The sequence below is a fragment of the Pseudomonas sp. GNP012 genome (assembly GCF_054343835.1).
Genome location: NZ_JBTGUU010000001.1, coordinates 749,347 through 773,099, shown reverse-complemented (window position 1 = coordinate 773,099; position 23,753 = coordinate 749,347). Strand labels below are relative to the sequence as shown.

Genomic DNA, 23,753 nt, shown 5'->3' with positions numbered 1-23,753 from the left:
CTACCCATTTCGAAGGCGGCCCCTTATGATGTCCACCAGACTTTTTACCCTGCGATGACCCATGGCCGATTCTGCTTTTTTCTGCACCCTTTCTCATGAAGGTGTTCTCGCGGTCCGCGGCGCGGACGCCAGCAAATTCCTGCAAGGCCAACTGACCTGCAACCTCAACTATCTGAGCGATTCCCGGGCCAGCCTCGGTGCGCGCTGCACGCAGAAAGGCCGGATGCAATCGAGTTTCCGCATCCTGCTCGAAGGTGATGGCGTGGTCCTGGCCATGGCCACCGAATTGCTCGAACCGCAACTGGCGGACCTGAAAAAATACGCGGTGTTCTCCAAATCGAAACTGACTGACGAAAGTGCCGCCTGGGTCCGCTTCGGCATTGACCATGGCGACGCCGCACTGGCCAGCCTCGGCCTGGACCTGGCGGCAGAAACCGACAGCGTCGTGCGCAGCGATGGACTGATCGCCATCCGTGTTTCGCCGCAACGCGCCGAGTTGTGGGTCGCCGCAGGTCTTGCCGATGCGGTCAAAAGCAAGCTGTCGGCGGTGCTGAGCGAAGGTGACCTGAATCAATGGTTGCTGGGCCAGATACGTGCCGGGATCGGCCAGGTCATGCCCGGCACCCGCGAGTTGTTCATCCCGCAGATGCTCAACCTGCAAGCGGTCGGTGGCGTGAGCTTCAAGAAAGGTTGCTACACCGGCCAGGAAATCGTCGCGCGCATGCAATACCTGGGCAAACTCAAGCGTCGCCTGTATCGCCTGCAACTGGCGGCCGGCGAGCTGCCGGAACCGGGTATCGCGCTGTTCTCCCCGACCCATGGCAGCTCTATCGGCGAAGTGGTGCTGGCTGCCCGCGCCGGGCAAGGCATTGAGCTCCTGGCGGTGTTGCAAGCCGAAGCGGCAGACAGTGGAGACATCCACCTGGGGGCGCTCGAAGGGCCGTCCTTGCAGCTGCTCGACCTGCCTTATGAACTGGATCGCGATCGCGAAATCCAGCAATAACGGCAGCACTTGGCGCAACACCCAGAGAGACTAAATGAGCGAGCTGGCGGAAAAGGTCCAACAGGATTTGGTTGAGGCCATCAATAACGATGACCTGGTTCTGCCAACGTTACCGGAAGTGGCCCTGCAAATTCGCAAGGCCGCGGAAAACCCGGAAGTCAGCGTCAGTACCCTGAGCAAAGTGATCGGCCGTGATACCGCGCTGTCGGCGCGCCTGATCAAAGTGGTCAACAGCCCGCTGTTGCGCGCGACCCAGGAAGTGACTGACCTGCACACCGCGATCACTCGCCTGGGCATAAACTACAGCTGCAACCTGGCGATCGGCCTGGTCATGGAGCAGATTTTCCACGCCCGCTCCGACGTGGTGGAACAGAAAATGCGCGAAGTCTGGCGCAAAAGCCTGGAAATCGCCGGCGTCAGCTATGCCCTGTGCCGCAGTTACACCCGACTCAAGCCCGACCAGGCCGCCCTTGGCGGGCTGGTGCATCAGATCGGCGTACTACCGATCCTGACCTACGCCGAAGATCACTATGAATTGCTGTCCGACCCGGTCAGCCTCAACCATGTGATCGACCGGATTCATCCCCTGATCGGCGAAAAACTGCTCAAGGTCTGGGACTTTCCCGACATGCTGGTGCAGGTACCGCAGCTCTACCTGAATTTCAAACGCCAGTCGGCGCAGGTCGACTATGTGGATCTGGTGCAGGTGGCCAGCCTGTATTGCCACAAGGACACCGACCATCCGTTCGCTCGTATTGATCCGTTGAGCGTGCCGGCCTTCCATGCAATTGGCATCGACATCGACGACGAGGCGATGTGCGCCGACCTGGAAGAAACACGGTCGATGTTTTACTGATCAAAGACCGCGTCGACCCCTTCGCGAGCAAGCCCGCTCCCACATTTGATCTGCGGCGACTCGGTTCAATGTGGGAGCGGGCTTGCTCGCGAAGGGGCCAGAACAGACACTGCATCAATCCCCTGCAACAAAGCTCACCCGCACCTTCAACCCCGCCCGCTCTCCATCATGCAGGCTGATCTGCGCCAGATGCGCGCGGCAGATTTCGCCGACAATCGCCAAACCCAACCCTGAGCCAGCCACTTGCTGATTGCGCCGGTAAAAACGCTCGAATACCCGGTCACGCTCCTCAAGAGGAATACCGGGGCCATCATCTTCGACTTCCAGCACGGCGGGGGCCGAGACTCGCAGAATCACATTGCCGCCCGGCGGCGTGTGAGCCAGTGCGTTATCCACCAGATTGCTCAGCAGTTCGTTCAACAGCGTCGGCTCGCCCCGCAACCAGACGGGTTCATCCGCTTCCAGCGCCAGCGCGATGCCGCGCTTGTGGGCCAACGGCGCCATGGCCATGCCCAGCTCCCGAGCCAATTGACTGAGGTCGAGCAACTGCGCGCCCCCCTCGGCAATCGCCCGGGCGCCATTTTCGACCCGTGCCAGGGAAAGCAGCTGATTGGCCAGGTGGGTCAAGCGGTCAGTGCCCTGGGCGGCGGTCTCCAGCGTGCTGCGCCAGGTTTCGGGCTCGGCTGAGCGCATGCCCAGCTCCAGTCGCGCCTTGAGGGCTGCCAATGGCGTGCGCAGCTCGTGGGCGGCATCGGCTATGAATTGCGCCTGCTTCTCGAACTGTCCACGTAGACGCTCGGTAAAGTGATTGAGGGCGCGCACCAGCGGCCACAATTCGCGCTGCACTTCCACCAATGGCAAGGGGCGCAGATCGTCCGGCTGGCGCTCTTCCACCGCCGTGCGCAGGCGCTCCAGCGGGCGCAACGCGGCACTCACCGCAAACCACACCAGCATCAACGCACCGATTGCCAGCATGCCCAGGCGCAGCAAGGTATCCGCCGCCAGACTGCGGGCCATGCTGACGCGCGCCTCATCGGTTTCCGCCACGCGGATTTCCGCCATGCCGTTCATGTTTGGCTCGCTCACGGGCTTGAGCAGGCTCACCACGCGCACGTTCTGCCCGCGGTACTGGGCGTTGTAGAAGCGCGCCAGCGCCGGGTAATCATCGGTGCGCGGCGTTCCCGGCGGTGGCGCGGGCAGGTTTTCGTAACCGGAAATCAGCTTCTGATTGATATCATTGACCAGGTAGAAAATTCGCCCGGCACTGTCGTAGGCAAAGGTATCGAGGGCCACGTAGGGCACGTCGGCACTCAGGGTGCCGTCGCGCTGGGAGACGCCGGCGGCGATGGTGCGCGCCGAGGCCAGCAAGGTCCGGTCATAGGCCGTATCGGCGGCTTCACGACCGTTCCAGTAGGCGCTCAACCCGCTGGCCAGCATCAACACCACCAGCAACAGCGCCAGGTTCCACAACAACCGCCAGCGCAAGCTGCTGGGCTTATGCATCGCGGCTTTCCAGCAAGTAACCGAGGCCACGGAAGGTCACGATGGCGACCGGCTGGCCGTCAAGCTTCTTGCGCAGGCGGTGCACGTAGATTTCGATCGCATCGGGACTGGCCTCTTCATCCAGACCGAACACCTGCGACGCCAGTTGCTCCTTGCTCATCACCCGACCGGGGCGTGCGATCAGGGCTTCGAGTACCGCCTGTTCGCGGGAGGTCAGGGTCAGCAATTCTTCACCGAGGGTGAAACGCCGGGTTTCCAGGTCATAGGCCAGCACACCACAACGCTGGATACGTTCACCGCCCAGCACACTGCGGCGCAGCAACGCCTTGACCCTGGCTTCGAGTTCGGTCAGTTCGAACGGCTTGGCCAGGTAATCGTCGGCGCCGAGGTTCAGGCCATGGACCCTATCCTTGACGTCGCTGCGGGCGGTCAGCATCAGCACCGGCAGGTTCTTGCCCCGCGCCCGCAGGCGCGCCAGCACTTCGAAACCATCCATGCGCGGCAGGCCGACATCGAGGATCGCCATGGCGTATTCCTCGCTGCCCAGCGCCAGGTCGGCGGCCACGCCATCGTGCAGAACGTCCACAGTCAGCCCGGTGCTCTTGAGCGCCTGGGCGACACTTTCAGCGAGCTGCAAATGGTCTTCGACGAGCAGGACACGCATGGATCTATACCTCGTTCAGGGATGGCCGACGCCATTCTTTGGCGCGGAGTTTACAGCCGCAAACACCGCTGTGAAGCCCGAAAAACCGTGAAAGCCCGCTGAAAGGTTAGCGAAAGGTTGGGTCGTTAGAGTCGCCCCACGGATGGTTTCGACTGCAGACCATCGAATCGTAGTTTGAAAACGTGCTTTGACATGTAACTACCGAAAAACGCCTCGAAGCGTTTTCGCCAATAAAAACAATAAACGAGGTACTGCACCATGCTGTCCACACAGCTTCAGGCTTGCCCGCCCCGCCCTTTCTCTCGCTCCCCGATTTTTATGCTTGCCAGCGCCGAAGCCGGCTGCCCGTCGTTCGATCCGTGCGGATTCGAACACGCCAGCACCGCGCGAAATCGTCGCACCTGAATCATCCCAAAAACAAAAACTCCACTGGAGACAAAAATGAATCGTTCAATGCGCCGTTTCGCCCTCGCCGCCAGCTGTGTGCTGTTCGCCGGCCAACTCATGGCTGAGCCCAAACGCCCGGAATGCATCGCCCCGGCCTCGCCCGGTGGTGGTTTCGACCTGACCTGCAAACTGGCGCAAAGCGCGCTGGTCAACGAAAAACTGCTGACCAAACCGATGCGGGTGACTTACATGCCCGGCGGTGTCGGCGCGGTGGCGTACAACGCGGTGGTCGCCCAGCGTCCGGCCGATGCCGGTACGCTGGTGGCCTGGTCCAGTGGTTCGCTGCTGAACCTGGCCCAAGGCAAGTTCGGTCGTTTCGATGAAAGCAATGTGCGTTGGCTGGCCGCCGTCGGCACCAGCTACGGCGCCATCGCGGTGAAGAGCGATTCGCCCTACAAGACCCTCGACGATCTGGTCCAGGCACTGAAGAAAGATCCGAGCAAAGTGGTGATCGGTTCCGGCGGCACCGTCGGCAGCCAGGACTGGATGCAGACCGCGCTGATCGCCAAGGCCGCCGGGATCAATCCGCGTGACCTGCGTTACGTCGCCCTCGAAGGTGGCGGCGAGATCGCCACGGCCCTGCTCGGCGGTCATATCCAGGTTGGCAGTACCGACATTTCCGACTCCATGCCGCACATCCAGAGCGGTGACATGCGTCTGCTGGCGGTGTTCTCCGACAAGCGTCTGGACGAGCCGGAAATGAAGAACATCCCGACCGCCCGCGAACAAGGCTACGACATCGTCTGGCCGGTGGTTCGCGGCTTCTACCTGGGGCCGAAGGTCAGCGACGAGGACTACGCCTGGTGGAAGGACTCCTTCGACAAACTGCTGGCTTCACCGGAGTTCGCCAAGTTGCGCGACCAGCGTGAACTGTTCCCGTTCGCCATGACCGGCCCGGAACTGGACACCTATGTGAAGAAGCAGGTCGCGGACTACAAAGTGCTGGCCAAAGAGTTCGGCCTGATCCAGTGATCGCCTCTGTCTAGCGGCTGCGACTCCGTTTGGCGGAGTCGCGGCACAGGAGTTCCTCATGCTCTTACAACGCATTTTTGCTTCGGTGCTGTTGCTGGCCTGTCTCAGCCTGGTGCTGATGGCCTTACCCTATCAGGCACCTTTTTCCTACGAACCGATCGGCCCACGCGCGTTCCCCCTGTTGATGCTGGGGCTGATGGGCCTGGCGCTGGTTTACATGGTGTATCGGCCCTCGCCGATCAAGCACACCGATGAAGATCCGCCGATGGATCGCGAGACCCTGACCAAAATTGGTGTTTGCGTGCTGTTGCTGCTGGTCTTCGCCGGGCTGTTCGAACCGCTGGGTTTCATCCTCAGCAGCATGCTGGTTGGCATTCCAATGGCTCGCCTGTACGGCGGGCGCTGGCTGCCGGGCGCGATCATCATCAGCCTGATGAGTGTCGGCCTGTACCTGCTGTTCGACAAAGTCATGGACGTGCCACTGCCTCTGGGCCTGCTCGACGTTCTGGAGAACTGATATGGATACGCTTGGTTACTTGAGTCACGGCTTCGGTGTCGCACTCACCCCTTACAACCTGGTGACCGCACTCAGCGGCACGCTGATCGGTACGGTCGTCGGCCTGCTTCCGGGGCTGGGCCCAATCAATGGCGTGGCGTTGTTGATCCCGATCGCTTTCGCCCTCGGCCTGCCACCGGAGTCGGCATTGATCCTGCTGGCCGCGGTTTACCTGGGTTGCGAGTACGGCGGTCGTATCAGTTCAATCCTGCTGAACATCCCGGGCGAAGCTTCCACCGTCATGACCACCCTCGATGGCTACCCGATGGCCCGCCAGGGTCTGGCCGGTGTGGCGTTGTCGTTGTCGGCGTGGAGTTCGTTCATCGGCGCCTTCATTGCGACCTGCGGGATGGTCGTGTTCGCGCCGATGCTGGCGAAATGGGCGATTGCCTTCGGTCCGGCGGAGTATTTCGTACTGATGGTGTTCGCCATTGTCTGCCTCGGCGGCATGGCGGGTGACCGGCCGCTCAAGACGTTCATCGCGGCGCTGATCGGCCTGTTCCTGTCGACCGTCGGCATTGATGCCAACAGCGGCGTTTACCGTTTCACCGGGGACAACATCCACCTCACCGATGGCATTCAATTCGTGGTCCTGGTGCTGGGCCTGTTTTCCATCAGCGAAATCCTCCTGCTGCTGGAAAAAACCCACCGTGGCCAGGAAGCTTTCCAGGCCACCGGCCGGATGCTGTTCAACTTCAAGGAAGCCGCTTCGGTGTTCTGGGTGAACATGCGTTGCGGTGTGCTCGGTTTCATCATGGGCGTGTTGCCGGGTGCGGGCGCCACACTGGCCAGCGCCGTGGCCTACATGACCGAGAAACGTATCGCTGGCCCAAGCGGAAAATTCGGACAAGGCGACAAGCGTGGCCTGGCTGCACCGGAAACCGCCATTGGCGCAGAAGCGTGCGGTGCACTGGTGCCGATGCTGACCCTCGGCGTTCCCGGTTCGGGCACCACGGCCGTGATGATCGGTGCGTTGTCGCTGTACAACATCACGCCGGGCCCACTGCTGTTTCAACAGCAACCGGACATCGTCTGGGGCCTGATTGCTTCGTTGTTCATCGCCAACATCATGCTGGTGATCCTCAACATTCCGATGATCCGGATCTTCACCAAAATCCTTGCCGTACCGAACTGGGCGCTGGTGCCGATGATCGCAATCATCACCGCCATTGGCGTGTATGCCGTGCATGCCACGACCTTCGACCTGTTCCTGATGATCGGCATCGGCATCTTCGGTTACATCCTGCGCAAGCTGGACTTCCCGTTGTCCCCGGTGTTGCTGGGTTTCATCCTCGGTGGCTTGATGGAACAGAACCTGCGTCGGGCGCTGTCGATTTCCAACGGATCGCTGGATATTCTCTGGTCGAGCGGTATCACCGTCGGTGTCTGGGGGTTGATCGTGGTCATGTTGCTGGTGCCCATTGTGCGTATCTGGCGTAAACGTTCGGTTACCCGGCGCGTCATCGCCGATGTCTGATCGAACACCTTTCAAAGCCTGGTGGGGAACCCCGCTGGTCGGCCTGCTGGGCGGTTACCTCGCCAGCCAGGTCGGCTGGCCTTTGCCGTGGATGGTCGGCTCGTTGCTGGCGATCATCCTCGTGCGCTGCCTGACCCCCTGGCAACTGGCCGAAATCCCTGGCGGCCGCAAGTGCGGCCAGTGGATCGTCGGCATCGGTATCGGCCTGCACTTCACCCCGCTGGTGATGGAGCAGGTGCTCAGTCATTTCGGACTGATCTTCTTCGGTGCGTTGGTCACCAGCCTGTCCGCCGTGGTTGGCGTATGGCTGATGCGCCGCACCGGTGAAGATCGCGCCACCGCGTTCTTTTCCAGCATGCCCGGCGGTTCCGGGGAGATGGTCAACCTCGGCGCGCGCAATGGTGCGGTGCTCAGCCGTGTCGCGGCGGGGCAAAGTTTGCGGGTGTTGGTGGTGGTGCTGTGCGTACCAGCAGCCTTCAAGTATCTGCTGGGTGACGGTGCGCCGATTTCCCACGCGGGCAGCATCGATTGGCGCTGGCTGGCGGTGCTGTTTCCTGCTGGCGCTTTGGCGGCCTGGATCTGGGAGCGTCTGCGTCAACCCAACCCCTGGCTGTTCGGGCCGTTGCTGGTCAGTGCGGCGGTCAGCATCGGCTGGGATTTGCACATTGGCTTACCCAACGGCGGCAGCCAGATCGGCCAGTGGTTGATCGGCAGCGGTCTGGGCTGTCACTTCAACCGGCAGTTTTTCCGGCGTGCGCCATCGTTCATGGGCCGCACCTTGATCGGCACGGTGCTGTCCATGCTGATTGCGACTGCCGCAGCACTGGGCTTGAGTGCGCTGACCCACCTGGATCTGCGCTCACTGACATTGGGCATGATGCCGGGCGGTATCGCCGAGATGAGCCTGACGGCGGAGACCCTGCAATTGTCGGTGCCGCTGGTGACGGCGATGCAGGTGATGAGGTTGTTGTTTGTGCTGTTTCTGGCGGAGCCGTTGTTCAAGTACTGGAATCGCAATCCGGAGTAAGACCGAGTCGACTTCATCGCGAGCAGGCTCGCTCCCACAGGGGTCGCGTGATCCCTGTGGGAGCGAGCCTGCTCGCGAAGGGGCCAGCACCGTCAACACATCAAACCGGCGGCAACCGCCACTCGATCGGCGTCTCGCCATTCTGCTCCAGAAACTTGTTGGTGCGGCTGAAGTGCCCGCAACCGAGGAAGCCGCGATAGGCGGACAGCGGTGACGGGTGCACCGAGGTCAGCACCAGGTGCTTGGTCGCATCGATCAGCTTCTGCTTGCTCTGGGCATGGGCGCCCCACAGCATGAACACCAGGTGCGGCTGCTGCTGGCTGACCACTTCAATGACCCGATCGGTGAAAAACTGCCAGCCCTTGTCCTTGTGGGCATTGGCGTTGGCGCGCTCGACGGTCATGGTGGTGTTGAGCATCAGCACGCCCTGATCGGCCCAGCTCTGCAGGTAGCCATGGTTGGGGATGTCGATGTTCAGGTCGCGCTTGAGCTCTTTATAGATGTTCACCAGCGACGGTGGCGCCGGTACGCCAGGTTGCACCGAGAAGCACAAACCGTGGGCCTGGCCCGGGCCGTGATAGGGATCCTGGCCGAGGATCACCACCTTGACCTTGTCCAGCGGCGTGGAATTGAGCGCGTTGAAAATCATCGGCCCCGGCGGATAGATCTCCTTGCCGGCCGCCCGCTCCTGTTGCAGGAAGTTTCGCAACTCTGCCATGTAAGGCTGGTCGAATTCGGCACGCAGTGCCTCCTTCCAGCCCGGTTCGAGTTTGATACGGTCGTCAGCAGTCATGGTTACATCCGGCAAAAACAATGGGGCGAACCCTAGGAAAGCTCACCACGCTTGTCAATTGATCTGATACAGATCCGGCACTTTCCCACACAGCGATCATACTTAACCCTCAAATTCCCGATCGAGGTCACGATGAATCTGCACTTCGAAGAACTCACCGGCACCGACGGCGCACGCATCGGCATCGCCAGCCTGGATGCCGAAAAATCCCTGAACGCCCTGTCCCTGCCCATGATCAACGCCCTGCGCGACCGCATGGAAGCCTGGGCCAAGGACCCGCAGATCGTCTGCGTCCTGTTGCGCGGCAATGGCGCCAAGGCCTTTTGCGCCGGCGGTGAAGTGCGCAGCCTGGTGCAAGCCTGTCGCGTCCATCCGGGTGAAGTACCGCCACTGGCTGCGCAGTTTTTTGCGGCGGAGTATCGCCTGGACTTCAAACTGCACACCTACCCCAAGCCGTTGATCTGCTGGGGGCACGGCTATGTGCTTGGCGGCGGCATGGGACTGTTGCAAGGAGCGAGCACCCGTATCGTCACGCCGAGCAGCCGCCTGGCCATGCCGGAGATCAGCATCGGCCTGTACCCGGATGTTGGCGCCAGCTGGTTCCTGTCGCGCCTGCCCGGCAAGCTCGGGTTGTTCCTGGGCCTGACCGGCGCGCATATGAACGGCCGCGATGCCATCGATCTGGACCTGGCGGATCGTTTTATGCTCGATGAGCAGCAGCCGAAGTTGATCGAAGGCCTGCTGCAACTGAACTGGCAGGAACAGACACCCATGCAGCTCAACAGCCTGCTCAAGGCCTTGCAGCAGGAAGCCGTGGCGCAGATGCCCGAAGCCCAGTGGCTGCCGCGTCGTCGACAGATCGACGAGCTACTGGATGTCAGCGATGTGCGTTGCGCCTGGAAGGCCATCAGCGCCCTGCGCGACCACAGCGACCTGTTGCTCAGCCGTGCGGCCAGGACCCTGAGTGAAGGCGCGCCGCTGACCGCGCATCTGGTATGGGAACAGATCATCCGGGCCCGGCACCTGTCGCTGGCCGAAGTCTTCCAGATGGAATACACCCTGAGCCTCAACTGCTGCCGTCATCCGGAATTCAGTGAAGGCGTGCGTGCGCGGTTGATCGACAAGGACCAGAAGCCGCACTGGCACTGGCCGGACATCAACACCGTGCCGGACGCTGTGGTCGAGGCGCATTTTCACAAGGCCTGGGAAGGTCGGCATCCGCTGGCGGATTTGTCCGAATACTGAAAAAACTGTGGGAGCGAGCCTGCTCGCGAAGACGGAGTGCCTGACACACCGCCATCGCGAGCAGGCTCGCTCCCACAGGTTTGACATTTGACTGACAGATTAGCGGTGGCCGCCCCGCCCGTTGCGATAGCCGCGACCGTTACCGCGATAGTCGTTGTTCCAGTTCCCGCGGTTACGGCCGTCCCAGCCATGGTTCTGATGCGTGCGGTAGTCGCCCCGCGACGGCTGATAATAACGAGTGGCCGACTGGGAATGGCGCGACGATTGATGCATCCGCGGCTGCGAGTAATAGCGCGACGGTTGATATATCCGCGGCTGTGAGTAATAGCGCGGTGTCGGCTGGTAATACCGCGCTGGAGGCACGTAGTACCGGGGCGGCGGTGTGTAGTAACCGCCACCATTGGAGTAGTAGGAACTCCCTGCGGCGTAATAGGTTGGCGATGGCGAGGTATAGACCTCGGAACTGTAGTAACTGCCTCCTTCATCGTAGTAAGGCACGCACCCACCAAGGGACAATCCCAACACTGCAAGCAGTAGAATTCGGCGCAGCTTTTTTTGACAGAGCATGGCGGCCTCCTGGACCGCGGATGAGCCACACCAGCGACGCTGGCAGGCGACAGTCAAATGTTCGGTGACTGTCGAAAGATCAGACACCGAATTCGGAATCTGGTGCGTCCCCGAAACAAGTAGAAACATCTGCCCGATGAAAGGTTTTTCATCCATTCACGCCCTGATCAACGGTGTCCACCACGATGTCCACCGCCATGGTGTCCACCGCCATGATGTCCACCACCGTGACCACGGTAATAACCATGCCCGCCGTAGTAATAGGCGCGATAACCACCGTAATAGCGCGGACCGTAGTAACCGTAGTAATAGGGCGAGTAATAGCCGGGGTAGTAATAAGATCCCCCGTAGACGTCGACAGGACCGTCGTAGTAGTAGCAGCCAGACAATCCGAGACCAAGCACTGCAGCCAACAACAATCGACGTAACATGGCGGCCTCCGTAAAGACCTGTGACAGCAGTCGGCACACACCGGCTGACACCTGTTTTGACTGGCAATCCCCTGCCAAGTGCGATGTCGCACCCACCGTCTGATCAGCGGCGGACAGGTTCCAAAGCGGTGCACCCGCGCACCATCACAAGGCAGTGCGCCTTTCCAATCAACACCGTCAACCTCCCTGTCTCCCACGCTAGAGCGCTCGGGCCAACTTGGCACGCCTCTCGCTTTAACAACCGGGTGCAGGAGTCACTACAGGTTCGCGGCACCACAATTTGCAAATGGCTGACTAGGGTTCCGGCTCGCAAACGCGAGTGACTGGTCCGAGAGTTGGCGACCTCCAGTTGAGGTTACACGGCGGGACAAAAGCCCGGGAGACAAGCCACCGTTAGCGGTGCCGCTGCCGTCCTGTCCGTCCTTGATCAACTGGAGAACCACCATGTCCCAGCTTCGTTTACCCGCCCTGCTCGCCGCTGCGTTCGCCGCCCTCGTGAGCTTCTCGTCCCAGGCTGCCCAAAAAGACCACTTCAGCGTGTGCTGGACCATTTACGCCGGCTGGATGCCGTGGGAGTACGCCGGCAGCCAGGGCATCGTCGACAAATGGGCGAAGAAGTACGGCATCCAGATCGACGTGGTGCAGCTCAATGACTATGTCGAATCGATCAACCAGTACACCGCCGGCCAGTTCGACGGCTGCACCATGACCAACATGGACGCGCTGACCATTCCGGCCGCCGGCGGCGTCGACAGCACCGCGCTGATCGTCAGTGATTTCTCCAACGGCAACGACGGCATCGTGCTCAAGGGTGAAGGCAAGACAGTCACCGACCTCAAGGGCATGGACGTCAACCTGGTAGAGCTCTCGGTCTCCCATTACCTGCTGGCCCGGGCGCTGGATTCGGTGGACCTCACCGAGAAAGACCTGAAAGTGGTCAACACCTCCGACGCCGATATCTCGGCCGCCTTCAACACCGAACAGGTCAACGCCGTCACCACCTGGAACCCGATGCTCTCGGACATCAAGGCCAAGCCCGCGGTGACCGAAGTGTTCAATTCGAGCCAGATCCCCGGCGAAATCATGGACATGATGGTGGTCAACAGCGCCACCCTCAAAGACAACCCGGCCCTGGGCAAGGCACTGACCGGTGCCTGGTTTGAAGTGGTCGAGTTGATGAACGCGAAAAACGCCGCCGGCAAAGCCGCACTGGAACACATGGCCAAGGCCTCGGGCACTGACCTGGCGGGTTTCCAGGCGCAACTGGACACCACCCGATTGTTCGCCACGCCCAAGGAAGCCCTGGCGTTCAGCACCAGCAAGCAACTGCCGGAAACCATGCGCAAAGTCGCCGAGTTCTCCTTCCAGCACGGCTTGCTGGGTGAAGGCGCCAAGGACACCAGCGCTGTCGGCATGGCCTTCGCCAACGGCGTGACCAGCGGCGACAAAGGCAACCTCAAGCTGCGCTTCGACCCGAGCTACGTGCAAATGGCCGCCGACGCCAAGCTGTAATCAGGAGAACCGGCCATGCGCCTGATCAACCGTCATCCGGACCGCCCGAGTCGCCTGTTGTTGGTGATCCTGCCGTTCGCCCTGGTGCTGTTCGCCTATTTCATGGGTTCGGCCGAGCGACTGCTGGACAACCCCAACGACAAGCTGCTGCCCAGCGCCGTGCAGATGGCCGATGCAGTGAAACGCCTGGCCTTCGTGGCCGACACCCGCACCGGCGAATACCTGCTCTGGCAGGACACGGCCTCCAGCCTGCAACGCCTGGCCATAGGCCTGGGCATCAGCGCCCTGGCCGGGCTGTGCCTGGGCATCGCCGCAGGCACCCTGCCGCTGTTCGGTGCGCCGTTGTCCCCCCTGCTGACGGTGCTGTCGATGGTGCCACCGCTGGCGATCCTGCCGATCCTGTTCATCGTCTTCGGCCTGGGGGAATTGTCGAAAGTGATGCTGATCGTCATCGGCATCACCCCGGCGCTGGCCCGGGACCTGGAACAGCGTGCCCGGGAAATTCCCGTGGAACTGCTGATCAAGGCCCAGACCCTCGGCGCCTCCACCTGGACCCTGATGCTGCGGGTGGTGCTGCCGCAACTGTTGCCACGGCTGTTGATCTCGTTGCGCTTGATGCTCGGCTCGGCATGGCTGTTCCTGATCGCCGCCGAAGCCATTGCCTCCACTGATGGCCTTGGCTACCGGATCTTCCTGGTGCGCCGCTACCTGGCGATGGACGTGATCTTGCCCTACGTGGTGTGGATCACCCTGCTCGCCTGGCTGATGGATTGGGGGCTCAAACACCTGACGCGTCGGGCGTTCCCCTGGTATGAGGGGGCCGCCAAATGAGCTTCATCACCGTTAAAAACGTCTGGCAGCAATACGCCGATCAAGTGGTACTTGAGGGCCTCAACCTGAACGTCAACGAGGGTGAGTTCTGCACACTGGTGGGGGCGTCCGGTTGTGGTAAATCGACCTTCCTGCGCCTGCTGCTCGGCCAGGAACGCGCCAGTCGCGGCGAGATCCTGCTCGACGGCCAGCCCTTGGCCGGTGAGCCGGACGCCAGCCGTGGCGTGGTGTTCCAGCGCTACTCGGTGTTCCCGCACCTGAGCGTGCTGGACAACGTCGCCCTCGGCCTCGAACTGCCGCGTTCGCCCTTGCTCGGGCGCCTGTTCGGCAGCGCGAAAAAAGAGGCCCGCGAACAGGCCTCGGTGCTGCTGCACAAAGTCGGCCTCGGCCATTCGCTGGACAAGTACCCGGCGCAGCTCTCCGGCGGCATGCAACAACGGCTGGCCATTGCCCAGGCGCTGATCATGAAGCCGCGGGTGTTGCTGCTCGACGAACCCTTCGGCGCCCTCGATCCGGGCATCCGCAAAGACATGCACGCCTTGCTCCTGGAGCTGTGGCGCGAGACCCGGCTGACAGTGTTCATGGTCACCCATGACCTGTCCGAAGGCTTCAGCCTCGGCACGCGCCTGCTGGTGTTCGACAAGGTCCGCCTCGACCCGCATGCCCCCGGCGCCTATGGCGCACGCATCACCTACGACATCCCTTTGAACAGCGACCGCCGCGCCCAGTGCAAAGCCGTCGACGCCCTGCCGCTGCCGGTGGCGGGCACGTTTCGTATCGCTTAGAGGATTTTTCACAATGACTGATTCGACCCAACTGTTCCCGCCCTTCGCCGAAGAAATGCTCCCCGGCGGCGGCCATCGTTCCTTCGTGCTCAAGCGCGGCCAATTGCTGCGCCTGACCGACCTGCGCGGCGGCGCCAACGTCAGCTTGACACTGCTCAACGCCAATGAAAAAACCGAGCGCCTGAACCTGCCCGACAGCCTCAAATGCCAACACACCGCCAAGCTCACCGCCGGCCATTGCCTGTACTCGGACATGGGCCGCGTGCTGGCCGCCATCACCGCCGACACCTGCGGCTGGAGCGACAGCCTGGGCGGCGTGCTCTGCGCCGAAGAGGTCGCAGAAAAATACGGCGCGGGACGCTATCAGGAACTGCGTAACGGCTTCTTCCGCAACGGCACCGACAACCTGCTGGTGGAACTGGGCAAGTGGGGGTTGGGCCTGTCCGATCTGCTGATGACGCTCAACCTGTTCAGTCGTGTGAACGTTGATGACGCCGGACGCTTCCATTTCGTCGAGGGCAATTCCAAGGCTGGCGACTACATCGAGTTGTACGCACCGATGGACACCCTGGTGGTGCTCACCGCTCTGCAGCACCCGATGGATCCATCGCCGGAATATGCACCGAAACCGCTGAAGATCAGCTGGATGAACGCCGACGCCAGCGTCGCCGAACACTGCCGCACCTCGCGCCCGGAGAACGAGCGCGGCTTCATCAACACCGACCGTCTGTTCGCCTGAGGATCGCTGCCATGTCACTCGCAATCGCTACCGCTGCCGTTCACACAAGCAGGCAACCAGACACCGCGATCTACCGCGCCACCATCCCCGCGGGCGAACCCTGGCTGATGGAGGTCAAGGCCGGCCAGACCCTGCGCATCCTCGATCTTGAAGGCAATCAGGCCGTCGACACCTTGTTCTACAGCGTCGCCAATCCCAAGGAACGCTACGACGTGCAGCGCACGTTGCGCCGGCAGAACAGCGTGTACCTGAGCACCGGCAGCGTGCTGTATTCCAACCTCGGCAAACCGATGCTGACCATCGTCGCCGACACTTGCGGGCGTCACGACACCCTCGGCGGCGCCTGTGCGCAAGAGAGCAACACCGTGCGCTACGCCCTGGAGAAGCGCTACATGCACAGCTGCCGCGACAACTACCTGCGCGCCTGTGTCCACGACGGACGCCTGGGCAAGGGCGACATCGGGCCGAACATCAACTTCTTCATGAACGTGCCGGTCACCGCCGACGGCGGCTTGACGTTCGAAGACGGGATTTCCGCGCCGGGCAAGTACGTCGACCTGCGCGCCGAGATGGACGTGATCGTGCTGATCTCCAACTGCCCGCAACTGAACAACCCGTGCAACGCCTACAACCCGACACCTGCGGAGCTCCTGGTATGGAACTGAAACTCGCACGTTTACGCCGCTGGTTGTTTGCCTTGTGCCAGGCCCGTTCAGGCCAATGCCTCAAACAGCAAGAACACTGATATCCCCTGTGGGAGCGAGCCTGCTCGCGAAGGCGTCGGCACATGCACCACTGATGTTGACTGACCCACCGCTATCGCGAGCAGGCTCGCTCCCACAGTGATCTGCGTTGATGTTGCCACCGGGGACGACCCCGATGCATTTCGAAAAACTGCGGGACGGCCCGCATCCCAGTCGAGGCTGATGCGCAATCGCCTCCGGGGGTTATGCCATGTTCGAAAAAGTCCTGATTGCCAACCGTGGCGCCATTGCTTGCCGCATCCTGCGGACCTTGCGTGAACTGCACGTGCAGGGTGTCGCCGTTTACTCCGAAGCCGACGCGGCCAGCCTGCACATCCTGCAGGCCGACGAAGCGCACAGCCTCGGTGAAGGCGCAGCCGCCGGCACCTACCTGGCGATCGATAAAATCCTCGCCATCGCCAAGTCCAGCGGCGCCACCGCGATCCATCCCGGTTACGGCTTCCTCTCGGAAAACGCCACATTCGCCGAAGCCTGCGAAGCCGTCGACATCGCCTTCATCGGCCCGACACCGGAACAACTGCGGGTGTTCGGCCTCAAGCACACCGCCCGCGCCCTGGCCCGGCAACAGGGTGTGCCCATGCTTGAAGGCACCGAGTTGCTCGAGAGCCTCGACGCAGCATTGATCGCCGGTGAACAGGTCGGCTACCCGGTGATGCTCAAGAGCACCGCCGGCGGTGGCGGCATCGGCATGCGCGTGTGCCGCAACGCGGCCGAGTTGAGCGAATCCTTCGAAGCGGTCAAACGCCTGGGCCAGAACAATTTCAGCGACGCCGGGGTGTTCATCGAGAAGTACATCCAGCGTGCCCGTCACCTGGAAGTGCAGGTGTTCGGCGACGGTCGCGGCGAGGTGATTGCCCTCGGCGTGCGCGATTGTTCGGTGCAGCGTCGCAACCAGAAAGTCCTCGAGGAAACCCCGGCACCGAACCTGCCCGAGGGCATGGCCGATGAACTTTGCACGGCGGCGATCAAACTGGCCAAAGCGGTGAACTACCGCAGCGCCGGCACCGTGGAGTTCGTCTTCGATAGCGATGCCCGGCGTTTCTATTTCCTGGAAGTGAACACCCGTTTGCAGGTGGAACACGGCGTCACCGAACAGGTGTGGGGCGTCGACCTCGTGCGCTGGATGGTGCAACTGGCGGCCGGTGAGCTGCCGCCGCTGAGCGATCTGGTACAGGGTTTGAAGCCGCAGGGTCATGCGATTCAGGCGCGCTTGTATGCCGAGGATCCGGGGCGCGATTTCCAGCCAAGCCCCGGGTTGCTCACGGCGGTGAATTTCCCTGACGCCGACGGCAAACGACTGCGCATCGACACCTGGGTCGAAGCGGGCTGCGAGATCCCGCCGTATTTCGACCCAATGATCGCCAAAGTCATCAGTTGGGCGCCGACGCGCGAAGAGGCTGCTGCGGATCTGCATCAAGCGCTGGGTGCCAGCCTGCTCTACGGCGTGGAAACCAACCGCGATTACCTGCGCCAGATACTGCTCGATACGCCTTTCGCCAGCGGCCAGCCGTGGACCCGTTGCCTGGAAGGCCTGGTGTATCAGGCCAACACGTTCGAGGTACTCAGCGCCGGTACGCAAACCAGTGTTCAGGATTATCCGGGGCGCCTCGGTTACTGGGCGGTCGGCGTGCCGCCTTCAGGGCCGATGGACAGTCGGGCGCTGCGCCTGGGTAACCGTTTGCTGGGCAACGACGAAGGCGCGGCGGCGCTGGAAATCACCATGAGCGGGCCGTTGCTGCGCTTCAATTGCGAGGCGGTGGTGGCGGTGACCGGTGCGGTGATTCCATTGCTGCTCGACGGCCAAAGCGTGCCGATGAACACTGCGCTGGTGGTTCCGGCAGGCGCCAGCTTGAGCCTCGGCACCATTGCCGGCGCAGGCGCGCGCAGTTATCTGTGTCTGCGTGGCGGCCTGCAGGTGCCGGACTATCTGGGCAGCAAAAGCACCTTCACCCTGGGGCAATTTGGCGGGCACGGTGGCCGCGCCTTGCGGGCCGGTGACGTGTTGCACCTGCCAGCGCTGAATGACCGCAGCGCCGGTCAACAACTGGCAGAAGATCAGGTCACCGAGTTGCCGGCGGTTCGGCAGATTCGCGTGATCTACGGCCCCCACGGTGCGCCGGAATACTTCACGGAAAACTACATCGGGACCTTCTTCGCCACCCAGTGGGAAGTGCATTTCAACTCCAGCCGCACCGGTGTGCGCCTGATCGGGCCGAAGCCTGAATGGGTGCGTGCCGACGGTGGGGAGGCGGGTTTGCATCCGTCGAACATTCACGACAATCCGTATGCGATTGGCGCGGTGGATTTCACCGGGGACATGCCGGTCATCCTCGGCCCGGATGGCCCAAGCCTGGGCGGGTTCGTGTGCCCGGTGACGGTGATCGAGGCGGATCTTTGGCAACTGGGGCAGCTCAAGGCAGGGGACAAGGTGCAGTTCTCCCCCATCGACATCAAGACCGCCCGCACCCTGGCCTTGAAATGGGATCAATGTGGGAGCGGGCTTGCTCGCGAAAAGGGCGCGTCAGTCAACATTGATGTGTCTGAAGCACCGCTTTCGCGAGCAAGCCCGCTCCCACAGGGGATGGTGTCGCCTGTTGTATTGGACATTGGCCAGGGAGATACGCGGCTGGTTGCACGACTGTCCGGCGACACGCATTTGCTGCTGGAGATCGGCGCACCGGAGCTCGACCTCGTTCTGCGCTTCCGCGCCCACGCCCTGATGCAAGCCCTGGAAAGCCAACACCTGCACGGCGTGATCGACCTGACGCCAGGCATCCGCTCACTGCAAGTCCACTACCAACCCGAACAACTGCCACTGGCCGACCTGCTCGGCATCGTCGCCGGCGAATGGGACGCCGTGTGCGCCGCCAAAGACCTGCAGGTGCCCTCGCGCATCGTCCATCTGCCACTGTCCTGGGACGACCCGGCGTGCCAGTTGGCCATCGAGAAATACATGACCACGGTGCGCAAGGACGCACCCTGGTGCCCGAGCAACCTGGAGTTCATCCGCCGCATCAACGACCTGCCGAACCTCGATGAAGTGCAACGCACGGTGTTCGACGCCAGTTACCTGGTGATGGGCCTGGGCGACGTTTACCTCGGCGCGCCGGTCGCCACCCCGCTCGATCCGCGCCATCGCCTGGTCACGACCAAGTACAACCCGGCGCGCACCTGGACCGCGGAAAACTCGGTGGGTATCGGTGGCGCCTACATGTGCGTCTACGGCATGGAAGGCCCAGGCGGTTATCAGTTTGTCGGGCGCACGCTACAGATGTGGAACCGCTACCGCGAAGTCGCCGCGTTCGATGGCAAGCCATGGTTGCTGCGGTTTTTCGACCAGATCCGTTTCTACCCGGTCAGCGCCGATGAACTGCTGCGCATTCGCCAGGATTTCCCCCTCGGGCGCTTCAACCTGAACATCGAACACAGTCAGTTGAACCTGGCGGATTACCAGGCGTTTCTGACGCAGGAAGCCGAGACCATCGGCGCGTTTCGCGAGCAGCAAAAAAGCGCGTTCAATGCCGAGCGTGAGCGCTGGATCGCCAGCGGCCAGGCGCATTTCGACAGCGAAGAGCCGGCCCCGGAGACGACCGAGGAGGCGCCGCTGGCCAGCGGTCAACAGAGCGTCGACAGCCACATCGCCGGCAACCTCTGGCAGGTTCAGGTCGAGGCCGGCAAGCGCGTCGCGGCCGGTGATGTGCTGGTGATCCTGGAGTCGATGAAGATGGAAATCCCCCTGCTCGCCCCCATGGCCGGCGTGGTGCGCGAGGTGCGCGTGCAACCGGGTTCGGCGGTGCGCGCCGGACAGCGCGTCGTGGTGCTGGAACTTGACTGAACCCATTTTGAAAAGGACTGACACCATGAATATCAATCTGCAACTCGACGCCCTGCGCAGCGCCTACCGCGACGGCAGCCTTAACCCCCGTCAATTGCTGACGAACCTGCGGGACAAAGCCGCCGCGCTGAATCCGGATTATCACCTGTTCATTCACCTGCTAAGCGCCGAGGAACTGGAGCCGTACCTCGCCGCCCTCGACGGCCGCGACCTCGACAGCCTGCCGCTGTACGGCGTGCCATTTGCGATCAAGGACAACATCGACCTGGTGGGCATTCCGACCACGGCAGCGTGCCCGGCATTTGCCTACGTGCCGCAGCGTTCGGCGACCATCGTCGAACAACTGCTGGCCCTGGGTGCGATTCCGTTGGGCAAGACCAATCTCGACCAGTTCGCCACCGGGCTCAATGGCAGCCGCTCACCCTATGGCGTGTGCCCCAACAGCGTGTTGCCGGAGTATCCGTCGGGCGGCTCCAGCGCCGGATCGTCGCTGGCGGTAGCGCTCGGAGTCGCGAGCTTTTCCCTGGGTACCGACACCGCCGGCTCCGGGCGCGTGCCGGCGGCGTTGAACAACCTGGTCGGCATGAAAGCCACCAAGGGCCTGATCTCGACGGCCGGCGTGGTGCCGGCCTGTCGTACCCTCGATTGCGTCACTACGTTCACCGCCACGGCGCGGGAGGCCAGTCAGTTGCTGGCGCTCACCGCACGCCTCGACCCGCGGGACGAATACAGCCGCAGCAACCCGCTGTGGAATGACGGCTCGGCGTTCGGCACACCACGGCCGTTCCGGTTCGGCGTACCACGTGCACAGGACCTGCAATTCTTTGGATGCCCTGAAGGCCCGCTGTTGTTCGGTGATGCCATCGACCGTCTCAAGGCCTTGGGCGGCGAAGCGGTGGAGCTTGATCTGTCACCGTTTCTGGAGGCCGCACGTTTGCTCTATGAAGGCCCGTGGGTGGCCGAGCGCTACAGCGTGGCCGGGGAGTTGATGGCACAAAACCCCGAGGCCGTGTTGCCGGTGATTCGCGCTGTATTGGCCAAGGCACCCGCCGTCGACGGCGTGCAGACCTTCCGCGCCCAATACCGGCTGCAAGCGCTCAAGGCCCTGTGCGACGCAGCGCTGGAAGGTCTCGATTGTGTCGTCACGCCAACCATCGGCCGCCCGGTGTCGCTGGCGGAACTCAAGGCCGAACCGGTGCTGCGCAATTCGGACCTCGGCTACTACACCAACTTCATGAACCTGCTCGACTACGCCGCCGTCGCCGTGCCCAGCGCCTTCATGGACAACGGCCTGCCATGGGGCGTGACATTGTTTGGCCGGGCCTTCACCGATCAGTACCTGTTGAGCGTGGCGGATGCCTTGCAGCGCCAGCAAGGCCTGGCCGCTCCCGCACCGGCACCGGTTGCCCGCCATGATCGGGCGCGGCTGGTGGTCTGCGGCGCGCATCTGGACGGGCTGGCGTTGAACTGGCAGCTCAGGCAGCGTGGCGCCCGGTTGCTGGAAACAACCTTCAGCTCGCCGGATTATCAACTCCATGCCCTGGCCGGCGGCCCGCCGTTGCGTCCGGGCATGGTCCGCGTGAAGGATGGCGGCGTGGCGATTGCCGTGGAAGTCTGGGAGTTGCCCAGCCGAGAACTGGGTTCATTCCTGACCGGGATACCGGCACCGCTGGGACTGGGCAAGGTGCAACTGGCGGACGGTCGCTGGGAGGGCGGGTTTATCTGCGAGGCGTATGGACTGGAGGGCGCGGTGAACATCAGCCATTTCGGCGGCTGGCGGATGTACCTGAAAACACTGGGCTAAACACCAGACTCATAACCCTGTGGGAGCGAGCTTGCTCGCGATAGCGGTGTGACATTCAGCCTTGATGTGGCAGACACGCCGCCATCGCGAGCAAGCTCGCTCCCACAAGGTCCGTACAAGATTTACGACCATTCGCAGCGCACATGGAGCAGTTATTTCCCGGCAGTACCCTTAGAATGCCTGCCATCGGATGACTGCCAATGGAACTGCCATGCCGCTTCGCTCGCCGCTGTATTCTCAACGCTCGTTGGTGCTCACGCTGGTCGCATTGCTGGGCGCAGGCTTCCTCGCCACCTCCTTTCTCAGTTACTACGCCTCCCGGGCCTCGATCCGCGACAACATCGTCAACACCGAACTGCCGCTGACATCGGACACGGTCTACTCGGAAATCCAGAAAGACCTGGTCAGGCCGATCCTGATTTCCTCGATGATGGCCCGCGACACCTTCATGCGCGACTGGGTGGTCAATGGTGAAAAGGATTCCGACCAGATGACCCGGTACCTCAACGAGGTCATGACCCACTACGGCGCCTACACCGCGTTCTTCGTCTCCAACACCAGCCTGACTTACTACCACGCCAAGGGTGTGCTCAAGCAGGTCAAGGCCACCGAGCCCCGCGACGCCTGGTATTTCCGCGTGCGGGACATGAAGGATCCGTACGAGATCAACGTCGACCCGGACCTCGCCAACAAGGACAACCTGACCTTTTTCATCAACTACAAGGTTCACGACTACAACGACCGGTTCATCGGCGCGGCCGGGGTTGGCCTGACCGTCGACGCCGTGATCAAGCTGATCGACAAGTACCAGCAGCGTTATCAGCGCAGCGTATATTTCGTCGACAACTTCGGACGCCTCGTGCTGACAGGCGCCGAAGGCGGTCCGCAGGGTGCGCGCATCGGGCAGAAACTCGGTGAACTGGACGGCATGAAGGACCTGGTCAGTCGGCTGCCCAAACCCCACAGCGGCAGCTACGAGTATTCCGTGCAGGGCCAGGGGCATTTCCTCAATGTGCGGTTCATCCCGGAACTGAACTGGTACCTGTTCGTCGACAAACGCGAGGACAGCGCCCTGGGTGAAATCCGCCAGTCGCTGTACCTCAACCTGCTGATCTGCCTGCTGGTCACGCTGATCGTGCTGGTCCTGCTCAACCAGGTCATCAAGCGCCTTCAGGACAAGATCCAGGCCCAGGCCACCCTCGACAGCCTGACCGAACTGCCCAACCGTCGCGGCTTCGACCTGCTGGCCATACAGGCCATGCACGAAGCCCGGCGCGAGCCCAAACCGCTGACTGCCTTGCTGCTGGACCTCGACCGCTTCAAGGTGTTGAACGACACCTATGGCCACCTGGCCGGCGATCAGGTATTGAATGGTTTTGCCCAGGATCTGAAGAGCTGCCTGCGGCACTCCGACATCGTCTGCCGCTGGGGCGGTGAAGAGTTCATCGTGCTGCTCAAGGACACCGATGGTCAGACCGGTCTGATAATCGCCGAGAAAATTCGTCAGTACGTGGAGCAACAGAGCTACACCTACAACGGCCAGATCTTGCGAGTGACCGTCAGCATCGGCCTGACCACCCTGCAGCCCGATGACACCTTGCACACCCTGCTGTCACGGGCGGATCATGCGATGTACCGGGCCAAGCAAAGTGGCCGTAACCGAACCTGCGTGGAAATGGCTCACTCCATCCATGAACCAGCCTGACCTCTGCCCCGCCTGCGGCGCACCCAACGACTGCACCCTGGCCGACCCGCGAACCGCCGACCGCGCCTGCTGGTGCTACGGCGTCAGCATCGACCCGGCCGTGCTCCAGGCGCTGCCGGCGCAACTGCGCAATGCCTCGTGCCTGTGCCCGCGCTGCGCCGAGGTCGAGGCGCAGTTGCAAGCAGCGTCCGAATCGATCAAGTAAGATGCGCGGCCCTTTCTTCACTGATCCCTAAG

Annotated in this window: 21 protein-coding genes and 1 riboswitch; of the genes, 16 read left to right on the top strand and 5 right to left on the bottom strand. The window is 62.3% G+C overall.

Annotated features, from left to right (window positions below; translation table 11 throughout):
• Positions 1 to 61: 61 nt before the first annotated feature.
• Positions 62 to 1,003, top strand: a complete 942-nt coding sequence (ygfZ, locus tag ACXX83_RS03425; RefSeq protein ID WP_458547571.1) for a CAF17-like 4Fe-4S cluster assembly/insertion protein YgfZ — start codon at positions 62 to 64, stop codon at positions 1,001 to 1,003.
• Positions 1,004 to 1,037: 34 nt separating this feature from the next.
• Positions 1,038 to 1,859 carry an HDOD domain-containing protein gene (locus tag ACXX83_RS03420; protein ID WP_458547570.1) on the top strand — a complete coding sequence of 274 codons (822 nt, stop codon included), beginning with the start codon at positions 1,038 to 1,040 and terminating at the stop codon, positions 1,857 to 1,859.
• Positions 1,860 to 1,973: 114 nt separating this feature from the next.
• On the opposite strand, the gene tctE is transcribed toward ACXX83_RS03420, so the two are convergent.
• Both tctE and tctD read right to left on the bottom strand, forming a co-directional pair.
• Positions 1,974 to 3,362 carry a two-component system sensor histidine kinase TctE gene (gene tctE / locus ACXX83_RS03415; RefSeq protein WP_126049840.1) on the bottom strand — a complete coding sequence of 463 codons (1,389 nt, stop codon included), beginning with the start codon at positions 3,360 to 3,362 and terminating at the stop codon, positions 1,974 to 1,976.
• Positions 3,355 to 4,026, bottom strand: coding sequence for a two-component system response regulator TctD (gene tctD / locus ACXX83_RS03410; RefSeq protein WP_007979804.1), 672 nt, complete (start codon positions 4,024 to 4,026; stop codon positions 3,355 to 3,357). The genes tctE and tctD overlap by 8 nt, the downstream gene beginning before the upstream one ends.
• Positions 4,027 to 4,467: 441 nt before the next feature.
• Between tctD and ACXX83_RS03405 the strand changes: the two genes are divergently transcribed.
• From ACXX83_RS03405 to ACXX83_RS03390, 4 genes are read left to right on the top strand one after another with little or no spacing between them, the layout of a single operon-like run.
• Entirely contained in the window at positions 4,468 to 5,445 is a 978-nt protein-coding gene (locus ACXX83_RS03405; RefSeq protein WP_015093906.1) for a Bug family tripartite tricarboxylate transporter substrate binding protein, read from the top strand.
• A 58-nt stretch (positions 5,446 to 5,503) separates the two neighbouring features.
• Entirely contained in the window at positions 5,504 to 5,962 is a 459-nt protein-coding gene (locus ACXX83_RS03400; RefSeq protein ID WP_102698996.1) for a tripartite tricarboxylate transporter TctB family protein, read from the top strand.
• Position 5,963: 1 nt separating this feature from the next.
• Positions 5,964 to 7,478 carry a tripartite tricarboxylate transporter permease gene (locus ACXX83_RS03395; RefSeq protein ID WP_008050724.1) on the top strand — a complete coding sequence of 505 codons (1,515 nt, stop codon included), beginning with the start codon at positions 5,964 to 5,966 and terminating at the stop codon, positions 7,476 to 7,478.
• Positions 7,471 to 8,505 carry an AbrB family transcriptional regulator gene (locus ACXX83_RS03390; protein ID WP_458547568.1) on the top strand — a complete coding sequence of 345 codons (1,035 nt, stop codon included), beginning with the start codon at positions 7,471 to 7,473 and terminating at the stop codon, positions 8,503 to 8,505. The genes ACXX83_RS03395 and ACXX83_RS03390 overlap by 8 nt, the downstream gene beginning before the upstream one ends.
• A 100-nt stretch (positions 8,506 to 8,605) precedes the next feature.
• Here ACXX83_RS03390 and ung read toward each other — a convergent pair whose 3' ends face one another.
• Entirely contained in the window at positions 8,606 to 9,298 is a 693-nt protein-coding gene (gene ung, locus ACXX83_RS03385; protein ID WP_008050720.1) for a uracil-DNA glycosylase, read from the bottom strand.
• Positions 9,299 to 9,430: 132 nt separating this feature from the next.
• Between ung and dspII the strand changes: the two genes are divergently transcribed.
• Complete coding sequence (gene dspII, locus ACXX83_RS03380) at positions 9,431 to 10,543, top strand: enoyl-CoA hydratase/isomerase DspII (RefSeq protein ID WP_217837461.1); 1,113 nt, start codon at positions 9,431 to 9,433, stop codon at positions 10,541 to 10,543.
• A 99-nt stretch (positions 10,544 to 10,642) separates the two neighbouring features.
• Here the strand turns inward: dspII and ACXX83_RS03375 are convergent, their stop codons facing one another.
• Positions 10,643 to 11,110: a hypothetical protein gene (locus ACXX83_RS03375; RefSeq protein WP_015093902.1), complete on the bottom strand. Its 468-nt coding sequence runs from the start codon at positions 11,108 to 11,110 to the stop codon at positions 10,643 to 10,645.
• A 167-nt stretch (positions 11,111 to 11,277) separates the two neighbouring features.
• The gene (locus tag ACXX83_RS03370; RefSeq protein ID WP_458547565.1) at positions 11,278 to 11,541 is read right to left on the bottom strand and encodes a hypothetical protein; all 264 of its coding nucleotides are present in this window, start codon (positions 11,539 to 11,541) and stop codon (positions 11,278 to 11,280) included.
• Between the two features lie 283 nt (positions 11,542 to 11,824).
• A riboswitch (guanidine-I (ykkC/yxkD leader) is annotated at positions 11,825 to 11,925 on the top strand.
• 60 nt (positions 11,926 to 11,985) lie between these two features.
• Here ACXX83_RS03370 and ACXX83_RS03365 point away from each other — a divergent pair.
• From ACXX83_RS03365 to ACXX83_RS03325, 9 genes are all read left to right on the top strand, one after another.
• Positions 11,986 to 13,053 carry a putative urea ABC transporter substrate-binding protein gene (locus ACXX83_RS03365; protein WP_126049832.1) on the top strand — a complete coding sequence of 356 codons (1,068 nt, stop codon included), beginning with the start codon at positions 11,986 to 11,988 and terminating at the stop codon, positions 13,051 to 13,053.
• A gap of 15 nt (positions 13,054 to 13,068) precedes the next feature.
• Positions 13,069 to 13,884 carry an ABC transporter permease gene (locus tag ACXX83_RS03360; RefSeq protein ID WP_126049830.1) on the top strand — a complete coding sequence of 272 codons (816 nt, stop codon included), beginning with the start codon at positions 13,069 to 13,071 and terminating at the stop codon, positions 13,882 to 13,884.
• Positions 13,881 to 14,669, top strand: coding sequence for an ABC transporter ATP-binding protein (locus ACXX83_RS03355; protein WP_015093898.1), 789 nt, complete (start codon positions 13,881 to 13,883; stop codon positions 14,667 to 14,669). The genes ACXX83_RS03360 and ACXX83_RS03355 overlap by 4 nt, the downstream gene beginning before the upstream one ends.
• A 13-nt stretch (positions 14,670 to 14,682) precedes the next feature.
• The gene (locus ACXX83_RS03350) at positions 14,683 to 15,408 is read left to right on the top strand and encodes an urea amidolyase associated protein UAAP1 (protein ID WP_126049828.1); all 726 of its coding nucleotides are present in this window, start codon (positions 14,683 to 14,685) and stop codon (positions 15,406 to 15,408) included.
• A gap of 11 nt (positions 15,409 to 15,419) precedes the next feature.
• On the top strand, positions 15,420 to 16,073 hold the full coding sequence (locus ACXX83_RS03345) for an urea amidolyase associated protein UAAP2 (RefSeq protein ID WP_007979832.1): 654 nt from the start codon (positions 15,420 to 15,422) through the stop codon (positions 16,071 to 16,073).
• Positions 16,074 to 16,362: 289 nt separating this feature from the next.
• Positions 16,363 to 20,007, top strand: coding sequence for an urea carboxylase (uca, locus tag ACXX83_RS03340; protein ID WP_458547563.1), 3,645 nt, complete (start codon positions 16,363 to 16,365; stop codon positions 20,005 to 20,007).
• A 25-nt stretch (positions 20,008 to 20,032) separates the two neighbouring features.
• On the top strand, positions 20,033 to 21,811 hold the full coding sequence (gene atzF / locus ACXX83_RS03335) for an allophanate hydrolase (protein ID WP_458547561.1): 1,779 nt from the start codon (positions 20,033 to 20,035) through the stop codon (positions 21,809 to 21,811).
• Between the two features lie 211 nt (positions 21,812 to 22,022).
• Positions 22,023 to 23,516, top strand: a complete 1,494-nt coding sequence (locus ACXX83_RS03330) for a sensor domain-containing diguanylate cyclase (protein WP_217837455.1) — start codon at positions 22,023 to 22,025, stop codon at positions 23,514 to 23,516.
• A complete protein-coding gene (locus ACXX83_RS03325) occupies positions 23,503 to 23,721 on the top strand; it encodes a cysteine-rich CWC family protein (protein WP_007979840.1) in 219 nt (72 codons plus the stop codon). Before ACXX83_RS03330 ends, ACXX83_RS03325 begins: the two co-directional genes overlap by 14 nt.
• Positions 23,722 to 23,753 lie beyond the last annotated feature (32 nt).